Below are 21,381 nucleotides of genomic sequence, written 5' to 3'. Positions count from 1 at the left end.
TATCATGGATAAGTTTTCTCAATATCTAAAAATGGCGCCACTTACTTTAGATGGCGGTATGGGTAGTGAATTAGAACAGCAAAATATTAATGTGGATAACAATTTATGGTCGGCATCGGCTTTAATTCAGTCACCGGGAACTATTGCGAAAATCCATCAGCATTATTTTGATGCTGGTGCTCAAGGGGCAATTACCGATACTTATCAGGCACATGTTGCGACATTTTTAGCACAGGGATTTGATAGTCATAAAGCCTACGAACTCATTGATACTGCTGTTCATTTGGCTAAAGAAGGTTTAGCGCTATCCACACAAGATGATGGGTTAATCATTGGTAGTGTAGGGCCTTACGGGGCGTACCTAGCAAATGGTGCGGAATATACTGGGGATTATCATTTATCCAAACAAGCCTATCAAGATTTTCATCGGCAACGTATTGAGCGATTGGTACAAGACGAGGTTGATTTAATCGGGTTGGAAACGATGCCTAACTTTACAGAAGCACAAGCACTTGCTGAGTTGTTGGAAACTGAATTTTCAGAAACGCCTGCATATCTATCATTTTCAATTAAAGATGGCAATACTTTGTGTGATGGGACATCGCTTGCAACAGCAGTAGGCTATTTTGAGAAGTATGCCCAAATTAAGGCAATCGGTGTAAATTGTACAGCACCGGACAATATCTTGACCGCATTACAAGCCATACAGCCACAGACAACAAAGCAAATTATCATTTATCCGAATGCAGGTGATACTTATGATCCACAAACAAAACAATGGGTTGATGATTATGGCCCAATTGATTGGCAAGAGTTAGTACCGCAATGGCTGAATCAGGGCGCCACAATAATTGGCGGATGTTGTCGTACGACACCGAAAGATATTATAGCGATTAAACAAGCGATTGATAGCTGGTGTCGTAAAGTTTGATATAATAATTAAATCAAATGATGACGTGAGAGATGAGGTTGAGATATGAATAAAAAAAGATGGTTAATAGCGAGCGCTTTGCTCATTGTAGCGATTATTTTGTTTACTGTTTTGAGACAGCAAACATCATCTCAGCAAAAAACGTTGCGCGTTTCGGTTCAAAATACGATGTCAACATTAGATCCCAATCATATTGACGAAGTTGGCGCAGAATGGGGCGAAACACAAATATTAGAAGGATTGTATACTGCGGATGCCAAAGGAAAAATTACAGCGGGCGTTGCCAAACAGATTGTCAAGCCAACAGAAAACGGGACGCTATATACGATACCGTTAAAACATAATCAAAAATGGTCAGATGGCACAGCTGTAACCGCACAGGACTTTGTTGCTTCAGCGCAAAGGCAAGTTAATCCTAAAACAAAATCAACACGCGCTAATCACTTTAAGGATTTAGAGAACTACAGTGACGTATTATCTGGTAAAGTAGCACCCAAAAATCTGGGCATTAGTGCACCCGATAAATATACAGTACAGATTAAGTTAGCACATCCCGTACCTTATTTTGATTTTGTCTTAGCCAATCAGTTATATCCTGTTAATACTGATAAGTTAGCTAAGTGGGGCAATAAATATGGCCAAACAGCAGAGACAACGGTCGCTAATGGTGCATATCAAGTTAAAAAATGGAACCAATCAGCAACACAATGGGAATTTGTAAAGAATCAACATTTTGCTGATGCGAAGTCAGTAGATTTCGATACAATCAAAGTGACTGTGGTTAAAGATGCTTATCTTGCCGCTAAACAATATGAGGCCAAAAAAGTCGATGAAGCAGAAATTTCAGGTGCTTTGGTGGCAAATATTAAAAAGTCAGCGCAAAAAGATATCAAGACCTCACAAAAAGGTCGTATGGCATTTCTCGTGTGGAATGCTGATGATAAAGTGGCAGGCAATACGAACTTTAAGAAGGCTGTGAGTTTAGCAATTAATCGGGAACAACTCACACAAGAAGTATTGGCTGATGGGTCTACACCAGCCAAATCAATTGTTCCTAGCGGTGAAGTGAAGATTGATGGTAAGGACTTCAATGATGGGCTATCTTTGCCGTATGATAAACAGGCAGCCCAAGAATATTTGAAAAAAGCACAATCTGAATTAGGGCAAAAGCATATTACATTAAAAATTAATACAGCTGATACTGATGCTTATAAGGCCCTTGGGGTTTATTTGAAGCAATCAATAGAACGTAACCTACCTAATGTGAGCGTGACTTTGAATCGTATGCCTTTAAATGCTGAAATTCAGGCATTTGATAATCAGAATTTCCAGTCAGGGACTTTAAGCTGGACGACTGATTTTAATGATCCTATCGATTTTTTAGATATCGCTTATAGTAAAGGGGCGATTAATTTTACTAATTGGCGTGATGAACGCTATGAACGTTTACTTGAAAAAGTTAATCAGCAGTATGAACCTAATGCACAACGTTATACGCTTGCTAAGTCTGCTGCTCAATTGAATAATGACTTAAATGGTGTAACGCCTTTGTATCAGGTTGCAAATGTGCATTTGCAGAATAGTAATAAAGTTGATAATCTTGTTTATCCACTCATTGGTTATCAAAATTATCGTTATGCTGAAGAAAAGTAAACGTGTTGATTGAAACGTAATGGAGAAATACATGACTAAAATTATTGGTGTCGCAAGCAATCACCTTAATCATGCTAATTCACGATTTGGTACAAATTATGTGGATTATATTCAAAAAAACTATATTGAGGGTATAACTAATTCAGGATTACTGCCAATGGTGATACCGATGGGTGCCCCTGAATTAGCCGTAGCGTATATGGCACAAGTTGATGGCTTATTATTAGCCGGCGGCCAAGATATCTCGCCAAAATTTTTTAACGAAGAGCCGGTACCAGGTATCGGAGAAACAGATCAATATCGTGATCAGTTTGAAATTGCGTTGGTTAAGGCTGCTTTAGCGCAAAACAAACCCATACTGGGCATTTGCCGTGGTGAACAGCTGATTAATGTGGCATTGGGTGGTACTTTATATCAAGATCTTGAGACGCAATATAAAACGTTAGCAATCAAGCATAATCAATATCCAACGAAGTGGGAGATACCGACACATCGCCTAGAATGGCAGCGTGATAATTGGTTAAATGATTTTGCGAAACGCAATACATTAGTGAATAGTTTTCATCATCAAGCTGTTAAAACATTAGCACCTGGACTAACGCTGGATGCGATAAGTACCGATGGTGTCATTGAAGCCTATTCAGATGATGCTCGGCATATTTATGCGGTCCAGTGGCATCCAGAAATGTTACTTGCTAATGGCGCACCGTATCAATTGTTCTTTGATTTATTTGCACAAAAAGTTGCTAAATGATAATAGTTGTTATGAAGTCGTTACATTAACGGCTTTTTTTGTGAAATTAAACGGTGTAGAATGTGTGAGGTAATAAATTAAAAGAAAGCATGTTTTAGTATCATAAAACATTTCTAGAGAAGAAATATGTTTCGTAATTTTAAGCGGTTTTTAATTGGTAAGCCTCTAAAGACACTTGATGAAGGTGGTCAGTCTTTATCCAAAACAAAGGCATTAGCACTATTGTCATCAGACGCATTGTCATCTGTTGCTTATGGTACTGAATCGATTACCATGGCATTATTAGCAGCTGGTGCAGTAGCGCTATGGCTACAAATTCCGATTGCCCTATTAGTCCTTGTATTATTAGGTGCTATTGTGCTGAGCTATCGTCAAATTATCCATGCCTATCCTTCTGGCGGTGGCGCTTACGCTGTTGCCAGTGAAAATTGGGGGCCTAAGGCCGGCTTAATTGCTGGTGGTTCACTATTGGTCGATTATATGCTGACTGTTGCCGTATCTGCTTCTGCAGCGGCTGATGCAATCATTGCAGCAGTACCCGCATTACTGCCGTTTACTGTAGCGTTGTCGATTTTAATTGTGGTGGTATTAACTGGCATGAATTTAAGAGGATTACGCGAAAGTGCTAATTTCTTAATGTTTCCAGTGTATTTTTTCGTAGTAGTATTAACAGCCATGATTGTTTACGGTATTTTTCAAGCAATCACTGGACAAATTCCGTATCATGCTGTTGCTAAAGTGGGAACAAGTTTTAGCGGTTTGTCATTAATACTGTTTATGCGCGCCTTTTCGAGTGGATCATCATCATTAACTGGGGTAGAAGCCATCTCTAATGCGGTACCCAACTTCAAAGTGCCTAAAGAACGCCATGCTGCAAGTACACTAGCAATGATGGCCTTTATCTTGGCTATTTTCTTTGCTGGTATTACCTTTTTGAGTTATTGGTATGGCATTGTGCCTAATAAGCAGTCGACAGTGCTTTCCCAAATTGCTGCGATGACTTTTCATGGTTACAATATTGGATTTTATGTGATTCAAATGGCAACAGCCTTGATTTTGGCTGTTGCAGCTAATACTGGATTTTCAGCGTTTCCGATGCTTGCTTTAAATCTTGCTAAAGATAAATATATGCCACATCTTTATATGGATCGTGGTGATCGTTTGGGATATTCTAATGGTATTGTGTCATTAGCTTTAGGTGCAGTCGTACTATTAGTTATTTTCCATGGTTCGACTGATGCTTTAATTCCATTATATGCAGTGGGTGTTTTTGTTCCCTTTACACTTAGTCAATCTGGAATGATTGTGCATTGGTATCGCACAAAACCTAAAAATTGGATTTTTAAAGCGATTATTAATTTTGTTGGTGCCGCTATTTCAGCGGTCTTAGTGATTACCATGTTTAGCTTGCGACTTAATCACGTTTGGCCATATTTAATTATTATGCCGCTGTTGTTGGGGATGCTCTTAAAAATTAAGGGACATTATACAAGTATTGCGCGTCAACTACGGATTCAATATATTAATAGCGATAAAGCGGTACGGCATCATTACGATGGTGCTACAGTCATTGTTTTGGTATCCAACATCACCAAAGTGACAACTGGTGCAATTGATTATGCACAATCAATTGGTGATTATGTTGTTGCTATGCATGTTAGTTTCGATGTTAATCCTAAAAAAGAAATTAAGACGGCAACTCAGTTTAAACAAGATTTTCCTGAAGTCCGTTTTATTGATATCCACTCATCGTATCGCTCAATTATTAAACCATCGATGGGATTTGTCGATGCGATCGTTAAACAAGCTAATAAGCGTAACCATTCTGTGACTGTTTTGGTACCACAATTTGTACCCAAAAAGCCTTGGCAAAATATTTTGCATAACCAAAATTCACTGAGATTACGTGCTGCATTTGCCGCTCGAGAAGATATTTCTGTGGCAACGTATTATTATCATTTAACTGAGTAATATGCATGAGATAAAAACTTGACGTGTTAATATTTTTCAGCTACTATTAAACGTATCTTAGAGGATTAAGCAAGCGCACGTATAGAAAGCTGATGGTTGATGGAAATCAGTCGTGTTAATGCCCAAGGTTGCTAAGCATTTTAATTAAAAATAATAAGTTAAGTGACAATTAGTCGTAAAAGCTGATTGTAATTTAGGTGGTACCACGTGCAAGCGTCCTAATAAATTAATTAGGGCGTTTTTTTTATGATTAAAGGAGTAATGCTAATGCGTGACATTGATATGTCGACAAAATATAATCCCACTGCAGTTGAATCCGGTCGGTATGACGAGTGGCAAAAAAAGGAATTGTTTAAGCCTGAGGCGAATTTGGCTATTCGCGATGGTGAACCAGAACCATATTCGATTGTGATTCCACCACCAAACGTGACCGGAAAGCTCCACTTAGGTCATGCTTGGGATACGACGTTACAAGATATGATTATTCGTCAAAAACGGATGCAAGGTTTTGATACCCTGTGGGTACCTGGTATGGATCATGCCGGTATTGCAACTCAAGCTAAAGTTGAACAACGCTTACGTCAAGATGGTGTAACGCGTTATGATTTAGGTCGTGAAAAGTTTGTTGAACAAGTTTGGCAGTGGAAAGATGAATATGCTGCGGTTATCAAGCAACAATGGGGTAAGATGGGTCTTTCATTAGATTTTGAGAGAGAACGTTTTACTTTGGATGATGGTTTAAATAAAGCGGTGAATAAAGTCTTTGTTGATCTTTATAAAAAGGGCCTAATCTATCGTGGTGAATACATTATTAACTGGGATCCACAAGCAAGAACTGCTTTGTCAGATATCGAAGTCATTTATCATGATGATGAGGGTGCTTTTTATCATGTGAAGTATCCATTTGTCAATCCAAATGACACGTATAATGGTCAAAACTATATCGAAATTGCAACAACTCGTCCCGAAACAATGATGGGGGATATTGCGGTGGCAGTTAATCCAACTGATGAACGATATAAAGATCTAGTTGGCAAAAAGGTGATTGTACCTTTAGTTAATCGTGAAGTCGAAATTATTGCGGATGAATATGTTGATAAAGAATTTGGTTCTGGAATGGTTAAGATTACACCAGCACATGATCCAAATGACTTTATGGTTGGTAATCGTCATAATTTAGAACGTATTAATACGATGAATGATGATGGTTCTCTTAACGAGTATGCTGGTAAGTATAATGGTATGGATCGCTTTGAAGCGCGAAAAGCGATGGTATCTGACTTAGAAGCTGGCGACTATATGTTACGCATTGAACCGATTGTCCATTCTGTTGGACATTCTGAACGGACAGGAGTGCCAGTTGAATCACGCCTATCAACGCAGTGGTTTGTAAAAATGGCACCTTTAGCTGAACAAATTTTAGCTATGCAACAAAAGCCTGATGAAAAGGTTAATTTTGTACCTGAACGTTTTGAAGATACCTTTACACATTGGATGGAAAACATTCGAGACTGGGTTATTTCTCGTCAATTATGGTGGGGACATCAAATTCCAGCTTGGTATAAAAATAAGAATACCGATCAAGAAGAAATTTATGTTGGTCAAGAAGCACCTGAAGGCGAGGGCTGGGAACGTGATGAGGATGTGCTAGATACCTGGTTTAGTTCAGCACTGTGGCCTTTTTCTACAATGGGTTGGCCTGAAAAAACAGATGGTGATTTTGCACGTTACTATCCAACGAACACATTGGTGACAGGCTATGATATTATCTTCTTCTGGGTCGCACGCATGATGTTCCAAGGAAAAGAGTTCACAGGTGAACGACCATTTAAAAACGTATTAATTCATGGTTTGATTCGTGATGGTGAAGGTCGTAAGATGTCTAAGTCATTGGGTAATGGTGTTGATCCAATGGATGTGATTGAAAAGTATGGTGCTGACGCATTACGCTGGTTCTTGGCCACAGGGTCTACGCCAGGCCAAGATACACGTTTCACTTATGAAAAGATGGACGCATCTTGGAACTTCATCAATAAAATCTGGAATGCTAGTCGTTATGTTATTATGAATTTGGCAGAGGACACACCGACAAAGTTGCCTGATTTTGATAAATTAACCCTTGCAGATAAGTGGATATTATCACGTTTGAACACAACAATTGCAAATGTTACGCGTAATTTTGACAAGTTTGAATTTGGTGAAGCCGGTCGCGAACTATATAATTTCATTTGGAGTGATTTCGCTGATTGGTACATCGAAATGACTAAAGAAACATTGAATGGTGATGGTGATAAGCAACCTGTACAACAGACGTTAGCTTATGTTTTGGATCAAACTTTGAAATTGCTTCAACCCATTATGCCGTTTGTGACAGAAGCCATTTGGCAAGAGATGCCAGCACAACAGGGTAAAAATGAAAGTATTGTCGTTGCAGCTTATCCAGTAAGTCATGATCAGTTGAATGATGCTCAAAGTGAAGCTGCATTCAAGACATTGCAAGATTTGATTATCGCTGTACGTAATATTCGTTCGGAAGCAAATGCACCGATGTCAACGGAAATTGATTTGTTAATCAAAACAGACGATGCAGCAATTAAGGCAATCTTTGAGTCTAATGCAGACTACATTAATCGTTTTGCACATCCTAAGTCATTGACGATTTCTGCTGATATTGAAGCACCAGCATTAGCAATGTCACAAGTGATTAGTGGTGCTGAAATTTATGTACCATTAGCTGAACTGATTGATATTAATGAAGAGATCAATCGCTTGGCCGGTGAAGCTAAGAAATTTGCGGGCGAGGTGAAACGTGCACAAGGTAAGTTAGGCAATGAAAAATTTGTCCAAGGTGCACCAGAAGCTGTTGTCCAAGCTGAACAAGCGAAATTAGCCGATTGGCAAACTAAGTTAGCAGCAACGCATGAGCGTCTTGCAACTTTGAAAGCAAATCAATAATTTTTAGAGTCGCCTTTGGGCGACGTACATATGAGGAATTTATGGCACGTTTAACATCAATTGAATTAACCAATATGATTATGATTGAAAATCCAGCAACGCAAGAAATTCTTGTGGAAAATCGATTGAATCCAAAATGGCCTGGTGTCACTTTTCCTGGTGGACATATTGAGATTGGTGAAACAGTTACCGAGAGTGCGATTCGCGAGGCAAAGGAAGAAACTGGCCTTACGATTGTTCAGCCCAAATTGGTTGGTATTAAGGAATGGCCACTAGGTGTAACAGGTGAACGTTATATTGTATTTTTGTATAAAGCCACGAAGTTTAGTGGTGAAATTTGTTCCGGCCGTGAGGGCGAAATATTTTGGACAACGCGACAAAATTTAGTGACGTATCCAACACCTCATACATTTCTTGAAATGCTAAAAGTTTTTGATGAGGAACAAGTCAATGAGTTAGCTTTGTTGGAAAAGAAGGCTGAACAATGGCGGTTTGAATGGCAATAAAAAAAGCAGTATCCCAGATGGGATACTGCTTTTTTGTTATTACCATTCCCAAATTTTCATACCAGCATTTGTTTGTTTTACAAATGGTTCGGAGAGTTTTAGGAATTCATCGATATCTTTTTTAACGAGGTCGGCACCTGATTGCCAAAATTCTGGCTGTGTCAAATCTACATTAAGATGTTTCATGGCTAATTCTTCAGAAGTCATATTAGCTGTATCACGAAGTAAGGCGATATATTGCTCTTCGAAATCACTGCCCTGTGCCTTTGCTTGGGCATAGATACCAGCGCTGAATAGGTAACCAAAAGTATATGGGAAATTATAGAATGGTACTGAATCAATAAAGAAATGTAACTTAGAACTCCAAAAATGTGGATGGCGAGTATCTAAAGTATCTGCGAAGGCTTCTTTTTGTGCTTGGTCCATTAATGTATTTAATCTTTCTGGTAGCACAATACCTTTTTGGCGCTCTTGATAGAATGCATCTTCAAATAAGAAGCGTGCCCGAATATTTAAGAACATGGCAATTGGATTTGTCATTTTGGCATCTAATAATACAATTTTCTCGGCATCGGTTTTGGCTGCCTGAACATTAGCATCGGCTACGATTAATTCGGCAAATGTAGAAGCTGTTTCTGCTACATTCATCGCATAAGCATCACGCCAAAATGGTAAATCTGTGAGTTGGTAAGAATGGAAAGCATGACCCAATTCGTGAGCAATGGTTGCTGCATCATTCACTGAACCAGTATAGGTTAAGAAAATACGTGATTCGTGTAGATCTGGAACAGACTCCATATAACCGCCAGGTTGTTTATTTGGCCGATTCTCACTTTCAATCCATGGGTTTTCAAAAGCCATCTTGGCAAAATCAGCCATTTTAGGTGAAAACTTGGCAAAGTTTTCAATGATAAATTTGGCAGCATCATCGTATGAAATATTTTTAGGGTGATAGTCGCCAATATGGGTAATGGGTGCAACTTGATCCTGCCAACCAAATTCTTGCAAACCTAATAATGACTTTTTGCGATCAAAATAAGGCTTGAACATGTCCTTGTTACGGTCAACAACAGACCACATCGCATCTAGTGTTTCTTTTTTCATGCGATTCATTTTAAGTGGTTGCTCTAAATGATCTTGATAATGGTGTGCGCGTTGGTTGGTTATTCTAAATCCAGCCAAATGATTTAAGGTATCTGCGGTTAGATTTTCAGACTGCCCCCACATTGCTTCGTAATTTTTCATGATATCAGCACGAACATTATTGTTGGGTTCGCCGTCTAACATGTTCAAAGCCTGGCCAGATGAAATTTCATGCTTTTGTTGATTGGCATCTGTATATGTCATTTTTAATGAAGCGCTAATTGTATCATAGTGCTGAGACCATGCATTTTGACCGTCTAAAGCAAACTTATTAATAAGAGATTCTGTTTGATCATCCAACAAACGTTGCGCTTCATCACGCAGTTCATTTAAATAAAAGGCAATTGGCGCTAAACGCTCGTGTTTTTGTATTTTAGCAAAAGTATCATCATCGAATTGGCGTAAGACTTTTTGAAATTGATTCAGTGGGTTGGTGAAATCTACCCAAAGTTGACCAATCTTTGTGAGATGGGGTGTATAAATACTATTACCATAATCAGTCGATAATAGACCATTGACAAAAATATTTACCGTACCCAAACCAGCACCAATACTTTGCGCTAAATCAGCTAAGTCGGCTAATTGATTGAATTGTTGATCTTCGGATAGGTTATAAGTCGTCACTTTTTGAGCAAAATCTTTAATTTGCTCTTGAATAGTGGTGTACTTATCAGCAAGTTGTGGTGATTGAATACCGCCGGGGAAAATACTATCTAAATCCCAATTTTGTGAATAGACCATGTGATACCTCTCTTCAAATTGTGCGTGCTGATTAACTATACCGTCATTATACCGTTTTTATGAAATAAGCACTAATCATAAATCATTTGTCAGATATATTATTTTTAGGTACAATACCAAAGTTATGAAAAAAAAGAGATTAATCAAAAAAATATACCGATGGATTGGCATTGGTCTCATTATAACCAGTATTGTATTATTTGCGGCTGGTAGTTATTTTTTTAAAGTGGCACAAGTACGCGATGTACGCTCGAACCAACCAGATGTACTAAGATCAAAGCAAGATGCACTGTATCACTACGAAAATAGTTTCTTAAAGCAAAAAAAGCAAATGCTACATCAAACAACAAAAGATCATTTGAAATTAGATGCTTGGTATGTTCCGGCGGATAAAGCAACTAACAAAACCGCTATTTTGGCGCACGGTTGGCATAATAATAAAACGACAATGGCTATTTATGGTCAACTATTTCATGAATTAGGGTATAATGTATTAATTCCAGATAATCGTGCACATGGAGATTCCCAAGGTAAGTTAATCGGTTATGGTTGGTTGGATCGGCGTGATTATATTGGTTGGATTAATCAGATTTTACAAAAGAATGGTCAACAAAGCGATATCGTATTGTATGGCATGAGTATGGGCGCAGCAACTGTTTTATCAACTTCTGGTGAGCGTGATTTACCAGCACAAGTTAAGGCAGTCATTGCTGATTCGTCCTACACGAGTGTGTGGGATGAGGTGAAATACGAAGCCAATAATATGTATCATTTACCATGGTTTCCACTTGTAAATGTTGTATCAGGCATATCAAAAGTTAGCGCGCGATATAGCTATGCGGAGGCGAGTCCAATCAATCAGGTCCGTAAGAATACACGACCTGTTTTATTCATTCATGGCGACAAGGATGATTTTGTCCCAACCAAAATGGTTTATCGTCTATATCAAGCAGATAATGGACCAAAATCACTGTGGGTAACCAAAGGTGCCAAGCATGTCCAAAGCTTTCATGATTATCCAGTTACCTATCGTGAAAAAATTAGTCAATTTTTAAAGCAATATGATAAATAAAAAACGTCTACTAATCAGTAGACGTTTTTATTTAAGCTAATGCACCCATCGGATCCCATGGGGCAAGTTGTGTTGGTTCGGCTGTATCATAAATATTTCTAAGCTTATCTGATAGGAAGGACTTATTGACAACCACCTGATAAGCATACTCGCTCATCCAATCATCGGACATAATAAAGTAACCCTTTTGGCCAACCTTTTCACCCCAAGAATTCTCGACCTTCCAACGCAATGGCTTACCGCTATCATCTAAATCGACGCCTGTCAGAACCATAGCATGTGTCATGAGGCTCTCACCATAGTCCAAACGTTGGGCTTTTGTCATCATCGTGTTGACTTGTAAGAGATCGTCTGTTGCAAACATATTATTGGCCATTACACCGCTTCCACGATCCACTTGTGGCCCCATATCAACGCCAAACCACACGCTTTGATGAGCCTGTAGTTGTTTAATGGCTAATGATTTCATCAAATCGATATCTACGTTTAAGTGCTTGACTTCGCGACCACCAACAACGTTGCCCAGCATATCAACAGTATAAGTTGCATTAAACGGCTTGTCTGCAGTTGGTGCATTGATAATTGAAATATAGTCATCTAATTGCCAGCCGATAAATTGCTCATAGTAGGCTTTTGGCGTTAGATTATGTTCAACATGATAGTTTTTATTTTGGTCACGATAAGTAAAATCAAAGGCAACAGGGGGCTCACCAAAAGTTAAACTAAGCATGTTATAAACTTCGGACAGCATGGTTTGCCGTATTTGTGTTATCTCATCTGTACTGGCTTCTTGAGCTATCAAATTACGTAGGATAACGGCATCGTGTCTTAACTTGGTATTAAATGTTGTATTGAAGGTGCGAGAAGATGATGATTCATAACTTTCAGGATAAACAGATTGAGGGACAACACCATATTTTTGAATAATGGCCACCATCATATCCCATTGACCGCCATCTTGCTGTGGCGTCGTCATCAAAAAACTCACTTTTCTTGAATTAAGTGCTTCAGTAGCTGTGGCTAATACATTCTCGTAAAAGTAGTTTGCTTTTTCAAATTTATCCCAAAAATACGTATAACTTTGGGAAAGTTGGAAATCCTCAGATAAATGGAAAGTGTCTTTAATATCATGTCGCATTGTATTAAGCGCAGCAAACATCCAGCAACGACCGGATTGCTTTTGATTGGCTACTTTACCAGTATCAAGGTCAACTGAAAAAACATCGGGATTCTGATTGATAGTTTTTTGATTAAAACTTGTCGCTGCAATGCCGTTTTTGGTGATAGCACGTTGACGAACGGCATGTTCAATTGTTTGCGTATTTTTTCTAAATTGTTCAATTTGATGTAATGAAATAGCGAATGGCATATAAAAAAGCTCCTTATTTTAGTGGATAATGTATTTGTTAATCATCTTACACTTTTAAAATGTAGGTGCAAGACCTCAAAAGTCGCTTTTTTTCTGTTACACTACTTTATATATTGAGAATGTTTGAAGTCGAGGTTTAAAAAAATGACGCCGAAACAGTTTTTGGATTTAGTTGAAGTGCGTGTAGTCATTCCAAGTGTCGCACCGTTAATGGTAGGATTAGCATACAGCCAGTGGCAGTATGCTAGAATTAATTGGTTAAATGCCATACTACTCATAATTGCTACGGTATGTGTCCATTTAGCAGTGAATACTTTTAATCGTTATGAAGATAATAAACGTCAGCAAAATAACAGCTATTTACGTGAAACAGTATCAGAAGCAACTATCACAGATAAACAGGTATTGCACGTGGCAGTTAGCTTAGCCGTAATTGCGGCGATTGCAGGTATATCAGTGGCGCTGCTTACAGATTATGTCACTTGGATTATTGGTATCATTAGCTTTTTTATTGGCTACCTGTATTCAGCTGGACCTAAGCCGATTACTAACACACCGTTTGGAGAGTTGGTGTCAGGTATCACAATGGGATACTTTATTTTTGTTGCGCAACTATATGTGAATACGCAAATACAGTTGAGTTTGGCAATATTGTGGCAGTGGTTGATTGTAAGCTTACCATTGGTTATTTTGATTGCCAATATTATGTTTGCTAACAATATTGCAGATCATCAGGAAGATGAAGAGAATCATCGACATACATTAGTACACTATTTAGGCCTTTCTCGGTCTAAAGTGTTGTATCAAGGACTAGTTGTACTAGCTTTAATTGAAATAATAGTGGCAATTATACTTAAATATGCACCACTACCAATGCTAGTCACTTTATTATTAGCACCAATCCTTATTCAAAATGCGCGTACTTTTACGAAAAGACCAATAAAAGAAGAAACGTTTGTATTATCTATTAAAAATCTAGTGGTATTAATGTTGGGGATGACAATAACGTTGGTTGTTGCCATTATGATGTAATGGATGCGGTAAAAATATGGAAAAGAAAATTACGATTAACGATATCGCACGTATCGCCAATGTCTCAAAAAGTACGGTTTCTCGTTATTTGAATGGCGGGTCTATTAGTCCTAAAACACGTGAGAAAATTGATGATGTAGTTGTTGCACATAATTATCAACCCAATGCTTTTGCGCAAAGTTTAAAGCAGCAAATTAACCACACTGTAGGGGTTATCGTGCCACGATTAGACTCATCGGCTCAAACAGAAATGTTGCGTGGATTAGATAATGCGAATCAAGATGATATATTCTTAATTGTTAATAGTTATCAAGATGAAGCACGTGAATTAGCTGCGATTGAAAGGTTATCTTCTCAAAATATTGGCGGGTTAATTTTATTGACAGCCAATATTAGCGCTAATATTAGGCAATTACTGGAACAGTTTGATATTCCAATCGTCATTCAAGGTCAAGATGACAGTGGCTTTCACCGTGTTGTGATGAATGATGTAGCAGCTGGTCGCAATGTTGCGGCGTATCTATTAACTTTGGCACCACAACGTGTTTTGCTATTGGGTATTGACGCTAAGAAGGATCAGGCGATTGGGCATGATCGATTTAATCCTATTCAACAAGCGTTGCATGATCAGCAGATTGTATATGATATAGTGATGAGTGATTTCAATTTGCAGGTTGCCAAAGACGATGCGTTAACGGCAATGCAGCAACAGCAGTATGATGTTGTCGTTGCAGCAACAGATCGAATGGCAGTCGGAGCATTGCAAGCAAGTTTGACGTTGCATCAATCACCGAAAATTATTGGCTTTGGACAATCAGACATGAGTCGCATTGTCACACCCAATTTGACAAGCTTTGAATATGATTTTTTTGAAACAGGAAGAGCGCTCTATCATTTATTTGATGAAGTGCGGCATCAGCCTGAGCCACAAAAGAAAAGAATTCTTATTAACGGGCAGTTAACAGTGCGCGCATCAACAAATTAATAGTAATTTTAGTTAATCATGTTAAAAAAACAACCATTTATGCCGAATAATTCAAGTTATCCATAGAGAATGTGTATGATGAGAAGGTGTTCTGCAGAACATTCAAGGGGAGTATGAAACTTCAACGCATATTTTGAAAATGCGTATAATATAACTATGCAAAATTTAAATTATGAACAACTCAACGGACTTGCGTTAGCTTATATCGGTGATGCAATTTATGAAATTCAAGTGCGGCAATATTTGTTATCGACTGGTTTGACTAAGGTCAATGATTTACAACGACATAGTAAACAATTTGTTTCGGCCAAAGCACATGCCAAAATTTTTAAATGTATGACAGAGGATCATGTACTGACTGATGATGAACTGAACTATTTTAAGAGGGGCCGAAATGCTAAGTCACATACAAAGGCTAAAAATACTGATGTGGTGACTTATCGTATATCAACGGGAATAGAAGCGCTTTTTGGCTATTTATATCTTTCAAAACAGCAAGATCGTATAACAGAATTAATGACATGGATTTTTAAGCAAGTATCATCAGAAAGGGTTAACCACATATGAACCAACAAAGTAAAGCACCAGCCAACACTGACTTCATTTATGGACATCATGCCAGCGTTGAAGCACTTAAAGCAGGTCAAACAATCAACAAAGTTTTGCTCCAATCTGGCCTAAAAGGTAAGCATATCAATGAAATATTACAATTAGCTAAAAAGAAACAGCTGGTTGTGCAATCTGTACCCAAATCAAAGTTAGATGAAATTTCAGAAGGCGGTACGCACCAAGGCGTTGCCTTGAGTGTTGCGGCATTTCAATATGCAACGTTGGATGATTTGTTTGATCGTGCACAAGAAAAGAGCGAGACGCCATTTTTCATTATCCTAGATGGTATTGAGGATCCACATAATTTGGGTTCTATTTTAAGAACGGCTGATGCAGCTGGGGTTCATGGTGTTATTATTCCTAAAAGAAGAGCGGTTCAGCTAACGGCAACCGTCGCAAAAATTTCAACGGGAGCCATTGAGCATGTACCTGTAGTGCGTGTGACGAATTTAGCTAATACTGTTACAACTTTGAAAGAGCGGGGGCTCTGGATATTTGGAACAGATATGGCAGGTGAAGATTATCGTCATTTGGATGCTACTGGGCCAACGGCGCTTGTGATTGGTAATGAGGGAAAAGGCATCTCACCTTTACTTAAGAAAAAAATGGACGGTATGTTAACTATTCCGATGATTGGACATGTTCAAAGTTTAAATGCCAGTGTAGCTGCTAGTTTATTAATTTATCAAGGTTTCAATAGTCGTCATAAAAATTAATGACTTGGAGGGAGTCTATTGGGGGATAGATTATTACCGGCTGTTCGTGCTGCAAAAAGGGGGCATGACGTTGCTTATACGGTGTTGATAAATCACTTGCGTCCGGCAATATACGATATTCATCGACGTAAAGTATTTAGCCACATTCGTGAAGACGATTGGTATTCAGAAGGGTTAGAGTTATTGATGCGTTGTGTGCGACGTTATAATATCATAGCGCCAACCGCACGCTTTTCAACTTATTTTATTCAATCGTTACACAATCGGGCAACTGACATTATTCGACAACAGCATACTAAAAAACAAGTATTTCTGAACGCTGCTTTAGCGCCGGATACTCAAAATCAAGAAGATGTTCATTTGGTGGAGATTAGTACAAATACATTTAATCCAGAAAAATTATTGCTACTAAGAGATAGTTTAGATCGTTTACAATTCAGTAACAGCCAACGATTTCGTGAAACAGTTCAACGATTACTTGGTGTTCAAGATTGGGTTGAACATGACAATTTAAAAGCAAAACGGCAAGTAGAACAATTTCAATATCGATTAAAAAAGCAATTGAAACAACTGGTTAATGAAGTTGCTGAGGATTAAAGTATTTGAATTTTATATAGCAAAATGATATAGTTATACAAGAAAATTTGAGGAGGTTACTAATGGCTAGCCAGAAAGTTTCCTTAGCGTGTACAATTTGTGGATCGCGTAACTATACAGTAATGCTATCAAAAGATCGTACAGTACGTTTAGCAGTGAAAAAATATTGTTCACATTGTGGACAACATACTTTGCATCAACAAACTAAGTAGGGTAAATTATGATTACGTATTTTAAGAATGTCGCCAAAGAAATGAAGAGAGTAACATGGCCAACACAGGAGCAAGCTTCTCGTGAGACAGTTACAGTGATTGCAGTATCTATTATATTTGCTGCCTTTTTGGGCGGCGCGGATTGGCTGCTACAAAATGGCTTTGGTTGGCTACTAGCACATTAATTTAAAATGCGTTACAATAATTGTTAGCAGGGGACTTCAATATCGGAGTTCTTTTTATTTTGAAAAAAGAGGTTATATCATGTCTGAAGAAATCGAGAAAAGCTGGTTTGTTGTTCATACTTATTCTGGGTACGAACATAAGGTGAAGGCAAACTTGGAATCACGTACACAAACAATGGGAATGTCAGAACAAATTTTCCGTATTTTAGTACCTGAACAAGAAGTCACAACAATCAAAGACGGCGAAGCTAAACAAACGATTGAAAATGATTTCCCAGGATATGTGTTGGTAGAAATGGCAACACCACAAGAAGGTAATATGACAGACGAAGCATGGTATGTGGTTCGTAACACGCCTGGCGTAACCGGATTTTTGGGCTCTCACGGTGCTGGATCAAAACCTAATAGTTTACTACCTGAAGAAGTTGAATTATTGTTACGTCGAATGGGCATGGTTACGCGAGAAACAGTTGACTTGGATGTTGAAATTGGTGATGCCGTTAAGATTATTGCAGGACCATTTTCTGGTATGGAAGGTATTGTGACAAGTATTGATCCAGAGAAGCAAGCAATAGAAGCCACTGTGGAAGTGTTTGGACGCGAAACACCAACTGAATTATCATTTACTGATATTGATACACTATAAAAAGCATTTTGATGTTGTAATATGTTGTGATATTTGATAACATTAACTGGTATGCGTAGAGCATGCGTGGGAGCAGCAGACAAGCTGCGTCTACCACAACACGAGGAGGAAAATATCGTGGCAAAAAACGTCGTAAACGTTGTTAAACTACAAATTGCTGCTGCTAAAGCAACACCAGCTCCACCGGTGGGACCTGCTTTAGGACAAGCTGGCATTAACATTGCGCAATTTACTAAGGAATTTAATGCGCGCACACAAGATCAAGCAGGATCAATCATTCCTGTTGAAATCTCTGTCTTTGACGATCGTTCATTCGAATTCGTTACTAAGACACCACCTGCAGCTGACCAATTACGTAAGTTGGTTGGTAAGGGTTCTGGTGAGCCTAACATCAAGAAGGCTGGTAACGTAACTCTTGATCAGATCAAAGCAATCGCCGAAAATAAGATGCAAGATCTAAACGCCAATGACATTACAAATGCTATGCGTATGATTGAAGGTACAGCGCGTTCAATGGGAATTACTGTTGATGGTGTTGACTTGACTGTTGAAGGTACAGCAATCAAGGAAGATGCTGAATAAGCGTTTGTCGGATCGTTAACGAAAGTTGACAAGATCAAGCGGGAGATTAGAGACTAAATTATCAGTTTTCTGATTGCTTGACCGCATTTGCAAGGAGAAAAATAATGGCAAAGAAGCATGGTAAGAAGTACATTGCTGCCCTCGAGAAAGTAGATGCTGAAAAGGCATATGCTCTTGATGAAGCAGTAGCTTTATTAAAAGAAATCGATTATACAAATTTTGATGCTTCAGTTGAAGTTTCATTCAAATTAAACGTTGACACACGTCAAGCAGACCAACAATTGCGTGGTGCTGTTGTGTTGCCAAATGGTACTGGTAAGGACAAGAAGGTTGTTGTCTTTGCACAAGGCGATAAGGCTAAAGAAGCTGAAGCAGCTGGCGCTGATGTTGTTGGTGCTGCTGATTTGGTACAACGTATCCAAGGTGGCTGGTTAGACTTTGACGTTGCCATTGCTACACCTGATATGATGGCACAAGTAGGTCGTGTAGGTCGTGCATTGGGTCCTAAGGGATTGATGCCTAACCCTAAGACTGGTACTGTGACAATGGACGTTGCCAAAGCTGTTTCAGATGCTAAGGGCGGACAAGTAACATACCGTACAGACCGTGACGGTAACGTTGCTGTACCTGTTGGTCGTGTATCATTTGATGCTGATAAGTTAGCTGAAAACATTAAGACAATTGCATCTACTGTAATTAAGTCACGTCCAGCTGCTGTTAAGGGTACTTATGTACAACACGTTTCAATTGCATCAACATTCAGTCCATCTGTAACTTTGGATGTTGCTGGTTTGTAATTGACAGCGTTAGTTGTATCTGATATACTTAACAAGTAATTGAATCTATTTTGCCTAAGACTCAGGTGGCATTTGCCTTAATACCCTGCCGAGGAAGTTTAAAACTTTTCCGTGTTGTCTTCTGGCGCACGGATTTCTTTTGCAAAATAATTTTTAAGGAAGGAGTAAAGACATGAGTGAAAAAGCTATTGCGATTAAAGCTGAAAAAGTTGAGGCAGTTGCTGAACAATTCAAGAATTCTGCTTCTGCAGTTGTTGTTGATACACGTGGCTTGACTGTTGCACAGTCAACTGATTTACGTCATCAATTGCGTGAAGAAGGTATTGTTCTTGAGGTTATCAAGAACAAGGTTTTGACACGTGCTGCTGATAAGGCTGGCTATGGTGAAATGAATGATATTTTCGTTGGACCATCAGCTGTTGCCTTCTCATCAGAAGATGCTGTTGCACCCGCTCGTATTTTGAAGAAGTTTGCTGATGCAAATGAAGCTTTGGAAATCAAGGGTGGTGTTGTTGACGGTAATGTATCTGATATTGATGAAATCAATAAGTATGCTTCATTACCATCACGCGAAGGTTTGTTTGGTCAATTGTTGGCCGAATTCCAATTCCCAATCCGTTCATTTGCATATGCTGTTAAGGCATTGCAAGAGAAGTTGGAATCAGAAAGCGATGCACCTGCTGAAGAAGCAGCTGCAGATGCTGAATAATTTAAACAAAATTACTAATAAAACATTTATTTGGAGGATATAGATCATGGCTTTTGATAAAGACGCGATCATCGCATCATTGAAGGATGCAACGATCTTAGACTTGGCTGACTTGGTTTCAGCTATCGAAGAAGAATTTGGTGTTTCAGCTGCTGCTCCTGTAGCCGCTGCAGGTGCTGACGGTGCAGGTGCTGCCGCAAAGACAGAATTTGATGTTGAATTGACATCAGCAGGTACTGCTAAGGTTAAGGTTATCAAGGCAGTTCGTGAAGTAACTGGCTTGGGCTTGAAGGAAGCTAAGGACTTAGTTGACAATGCACCTTCAAACATCAAGGAAGGCATTTCTGAAGACGAAGCTAACGAATTAAAGGCTAAGCTTGAAGAAACTGGTGCTTCAGTTACTGTTAAGTAATTGACATCTATAATATAATATCGGAGTTTATCCGTATAATAAAAAAAGTTAGTTCATAGTGAACTAACTTTTTTTATTATCAATAAATAGTAGAAATATATATTTTAATGTAAAAATGTCGAAGGTTTAAAAAGATTTTATGGAAACGGCAGCGATGATGTCATTTTCCGATATAATATAATTATGAAAAATATAGATAAACAAGCTAATGAACAATACTTTACAGCTGAACCAACAGCTGAGCACAACTATCATCACTTTGATTTTGAGCTTTTAGGACACCAGTTGTATTTTCAAACAGATAGCGGTGTTTTTTCGAAAAGGACCATTGATTTTGGCACAAGAACGATGCTTGAAGCATTGAGTAAAACGACTATTCCTGAAGGAAAGATACTTGATTTAGGTACTGGATATGGTGTTGTCGGCATAGCTGTGGCTAAAAAATTCAAACGTACGGTTGATATGGTTGACGTAAATGAACGTGCTTTACAGTTAGCACGCGTCAATGCAAAGAAGAATAATGTAGCAGACGTGACGCACATTTTCCAATCAGATGTTTATGACAATATCTCTGAACAATATGGCTTGATTTTGGTAAACCCACCAATTAGAGCGGGGAAAAAAGTTGTAACGTCAATGTTACAAGAAGCTAAATTACATTTACAGCCAGGTGGTAAATTGATTGCGGTTTTACAGAAGAAGCAAGGAGCGCCATCAGCCCAAAAAAATATGGCAGAAGCATTTGGCAATGCGCAGGTTATTCATAAAGATAAAGGTTATTACATTTTAGAAAGTACACGATAG

The 21,381-nt window shown here is 38.6% G+C and carries 22 protein-coding genes and 1 other annotated feature; of the genes, 20 read left to right on the top strand and 2 right to left on the bottom strand.

Annotated features, from left to right (window positions below; translation table 11 throughout):
- Positions 1-4 precede the first annotated feature (4 nt).
- From mmuM to C5L23_RS02640, 6 genes are all read left to right on the top strand, one after another.
- Positions 5-931 carry a homocysteine S-methyltransferase gene (gene mmuM / locus C5L23_RS02665; protein ID WP_010008084.1) on the top strand — a complete coding sequence of 309 codons (927 nt, stop codon included), beginning with the start codon at positions 5-7 and terminating at the stop codon, positions 929-931.
- Positions 932-976: 45 nt separating this feature from the next.
- Entirely contained in the window at positions 977-2,584 is a 1,608-nt protein-coding gene (locus tag C5L23_RS02660; protein ID WP_133264254.1) for a peptide ABC transporter substrate-binding protein, read from the top strand.
- 31 nt (positions 2,585-2,615) lie between these two features.
- Positions 2,616-3,338: a gamma-glutamyl-gamma-aminobutyrate hydrolase family protein gene (locus C5L23_RS02655; RefSeq protein ID WP_133264253.1), complete on the top strand. Its 723-nt coding sequence runs from the start codon at positions 2,616-2,618 to the stop codon at positions 3,336-3,338.
- Between the two features lie 126 nt (positions 3,339-3,464).
- The gene (locus tag C5L23_RS02650; protein ID WP_133264252.1) at positions 3,465-5,309 is read left to right on the top strand and encodes an APC family permease; all 1,845 of its coding nucleotides are present in this window, start codon (positions 3,465-3,467) and stop codon (positions 5,307-5,309) included.
- 267 nt (positions 5,310-5,576) lie between these two features.
- Positions 5,577-8,264, top strand: a complete 2,688-nt coding sequence (locus C5L23_RS02645; protein ID WP_133264251.1) for a valine--tRNA ligase — start codon at positions 5,577-5,579, stop codon at positions 8,262-8,264.
- Between the two features lie 41 nt (positions 8,265-8,305).
- The gene (locus C5L23_RS02640; protein ID WP_010008090.1) at positions 8,306-8,770 is read left to right on the top strand and encodes an 8-oxo-dGTP diphosphatase; all 465 of its coding nucleotides are present in this window, start codon (positions 8,306-8,308) and stop codon (positions 8,768-8,770) included.
- 39 nt (positions 8,771-8,809) lie between these two features.
- Here the strand turns inward: C5L23_RS02640 and C5L23_RS02635 are convergent, their stop codons facing one another.
- Positions 8,810-10,654 (bottom strand): M3 family oligoendopeptidase, encoded by a 1,845-nt coding sequence (locus C5L23_RS02635; RefSeq protein WP_010008091.1) that lies wholly within the window; start codon positions 10,652-10,654, stop codon positions 8,810-8,812.
- A 142-nt stretch (positions 10,655-10,796) separates the two neighbouring features.
- Here C5L23_RS02635 and C5L23_RS02630 point away from each other — a divergent pair, with 142 nt between their 5' ends.
- The gene (locus C5L23_RS02630; RefSeq protein WP_133264258.1) at positions 10,797-11,726 is read left to right on the top strand and encodes an alpha/beta hydrolase; all 930 of its coding nucleotides are present in this window, start codon (positions 10,797-10,799) and stop codon (positions 11,724-11,726) included.
- 31 nt (positions 11,727-11,757) lie between these two features.
- Here C5L23_RS02630 and C5L23_RS02625 read toward each other — a convergent pair whose 3' ends face one another.
- Positions 11,758-13,095 (bottom strand): C1 family peptidase, encoded by a 1,338-nt coding sequence (locus C5L23_RS02625; protein WP_010008093.1) that lies wholly within the window; start codon positions 13,093-13,095, stop codon positions 11,758-11,760.
- 144 nt (positions 13,096-13,239) lie between these two features.
- Between C5L23_RS02625 and C5L23_RS02620 the strand changes: the two genes are divergently transcribed.
- From C5L23_RS02620 to C5L23_RS02560, 13 genes are all read left to right on the top strand, one after another.
- On the top strand, positions 13,240-14,127 hold the full coding sequence (locus C5L23_RS02620; RefSeq protein ID WP_133264250.1) for a prenyltransferase: 888 nt from the start codon (positions 13,240-13,242) through the stop codon (positions 14,125-14,127).
- A 16-nt stretch (positions 14,128-14,143) separates the two neighbouring features.
- Positions 14,144-15,112, top strand: a complete 969-nt coding sequence (locus C5L23_RS02615) for a LacI family DNA-binding transcriptional regulator (protein WP_010008094.1) — start codon at positions 14,144-14,146, stop codon at positions 15,110-15,112.
- Between the two features lie 156 nt (positions 15,113-15,268).
- On the top strand, positions 15,269-15,679 hold the full coding sequence (locus C5L23_RS02610) for a Mini-ribonuclease 3 (RefSeq protein ID WP_010008096.1): 411 nt from the start codon (positions 15,269-15,271) through the stop codon (positions 15,677-15,679).
- Positions 15,676-16,437, top strand: coding sequence for a 23S rRNA (guanosine(2251)-2'-O)-methyltransferase RlmB (gene rlmB / locus C5L23_RS02605; RefSeq protein WP_133264249.1), 762 nt, complete (start codon positions 15,676-15,678; stop codon positions 16,435-16,437). The genes C5L23_RS02610 and rlmB overlap by 4 nt, the downstream gene beginning before the upstream one ends.
- An 18-nt stretch (positions 16,438-16,455) precedes the next feature.
- On the top strand, positions 16,456-17,034 hold the full coding sequence (locus tag C5L23_RS02600) for a sigma-70 RNA polymerase sigma factor region 4 domain-containing protein (RefSeq protein WP_010008101.1): 579 nt from the start codon (positions 16,456-16,458) through the stop codon (positions 17,032-17,034).
- A 62-nt stretch (positions 17,035-17,096) separates the two neighbouring features.
- Entirely contained in the window at positions 17,097-17,246 is a 150-nt protein-coding gene (gene rpmG, locus C5L23_RS02595; RefSeq protein ID WP_081458730.1) for a 50S ribosomal protein L33, read from the top strand.
- 8 nt (positions 17,247-17,254) lie between these two features.
- Positions 17,255-17,431, top strand: a complete 177-nt coding sequence (gene secE / locus C5L23_RS02590; RefSeq protein ID WP_010008105.1) for a preprotein translocase subunit SecE — start codon at positions 17,255-17,257, stop codon at positions 17,429-17,431.
- 79 nt (positions 17,432-17,510) lie between these two features.
- Positions 17,511-18,077, top strand: coding sequence for a transcription termination/antitermination protein NusG (nusG, locus tag C5L23_RS02585; protein WP_010008107.1), 567 nt, complete (start codon positions 17,511-17,513; stop codon positions 18,075-18,077).
- A 117-nt stretch (positions 18,078-18,194) separates the two neighbouring features.
- Positions 18,195-18,659, top strand: coding sequence for a 50S ribosomal protein L11 (gene rplK / locus C5L23_RS02580; protein WP_010008109.1), 465 nt, complete (start codon positions 18,195-18,197; stop codon positions 18,657-18,659).
- 104 nt (positions 18,660-18,763) lie between these two features.
- Positions 18,764-19,456 (top strand): 50S ribosomal protein L1, encoded by a 693-nt coding sequence (gene rplA / locus C5L23_RS02575; protein ID WP_010008110.1) that lies wholly within the window; start codon positions 18,764-18,766, stop codon positions 19,454-19,456.
- Between the two features lie 35 nt (positions 19,457-19,491).
- Positions 19,492-19,603, top strand: a sequence feature (ribosomal protein L10 leader region).
- Positions 19,604-19,628: 25 nt separating this feature from the next.
- Positions 19,629-20,165: a 50S ribosomal protein L10 gene (rplJ, locus tag C5L23_RS02570; protein ID WP_010008112.1), complete on the top strand. Its 537-nt coding sequence runs from the start codon at positions 19,629-19,631 to the stop codon at positions 20,163-20,165.
- A gap of 46 nt (positions 20,166-20,211) precedes the next feature.
- Entirely contained in the window at positions 20,212-20,577 is a 366-nt protein-coding gene (gene rplL, locus C5L23_RS02565) for a 50S ribosomal protein L7/L12 (protein ID WP_010008114.1), read from the top strand.
- Between the two features lie 183 nt (positions 20,578-20,760).
- Positions 20,761-21,381, top strand: a complete 621-nt coding sequence (locus tag C5L23_RS02560; RefSeq protein ID WP_010008123.1) for a class I SAM-dependent methyltransferase — start codon at positions 20,761-20,763, stop codon at positions 21,379-21,381.

Origin of the sequence: Leuconostoc fallax (genome assembly GCF_004354645.1) — a bacterium.
Taxonomy (GTDB): Bacteria; Bacillota; Bacilli; order Lactobacillales; family Lactobacillaceae; genus Leuconostoc_B; species Leuconostoc_B fallax.
This window is presented reverse-complemented; position numbering and strand designations above follow the sequence as displayed.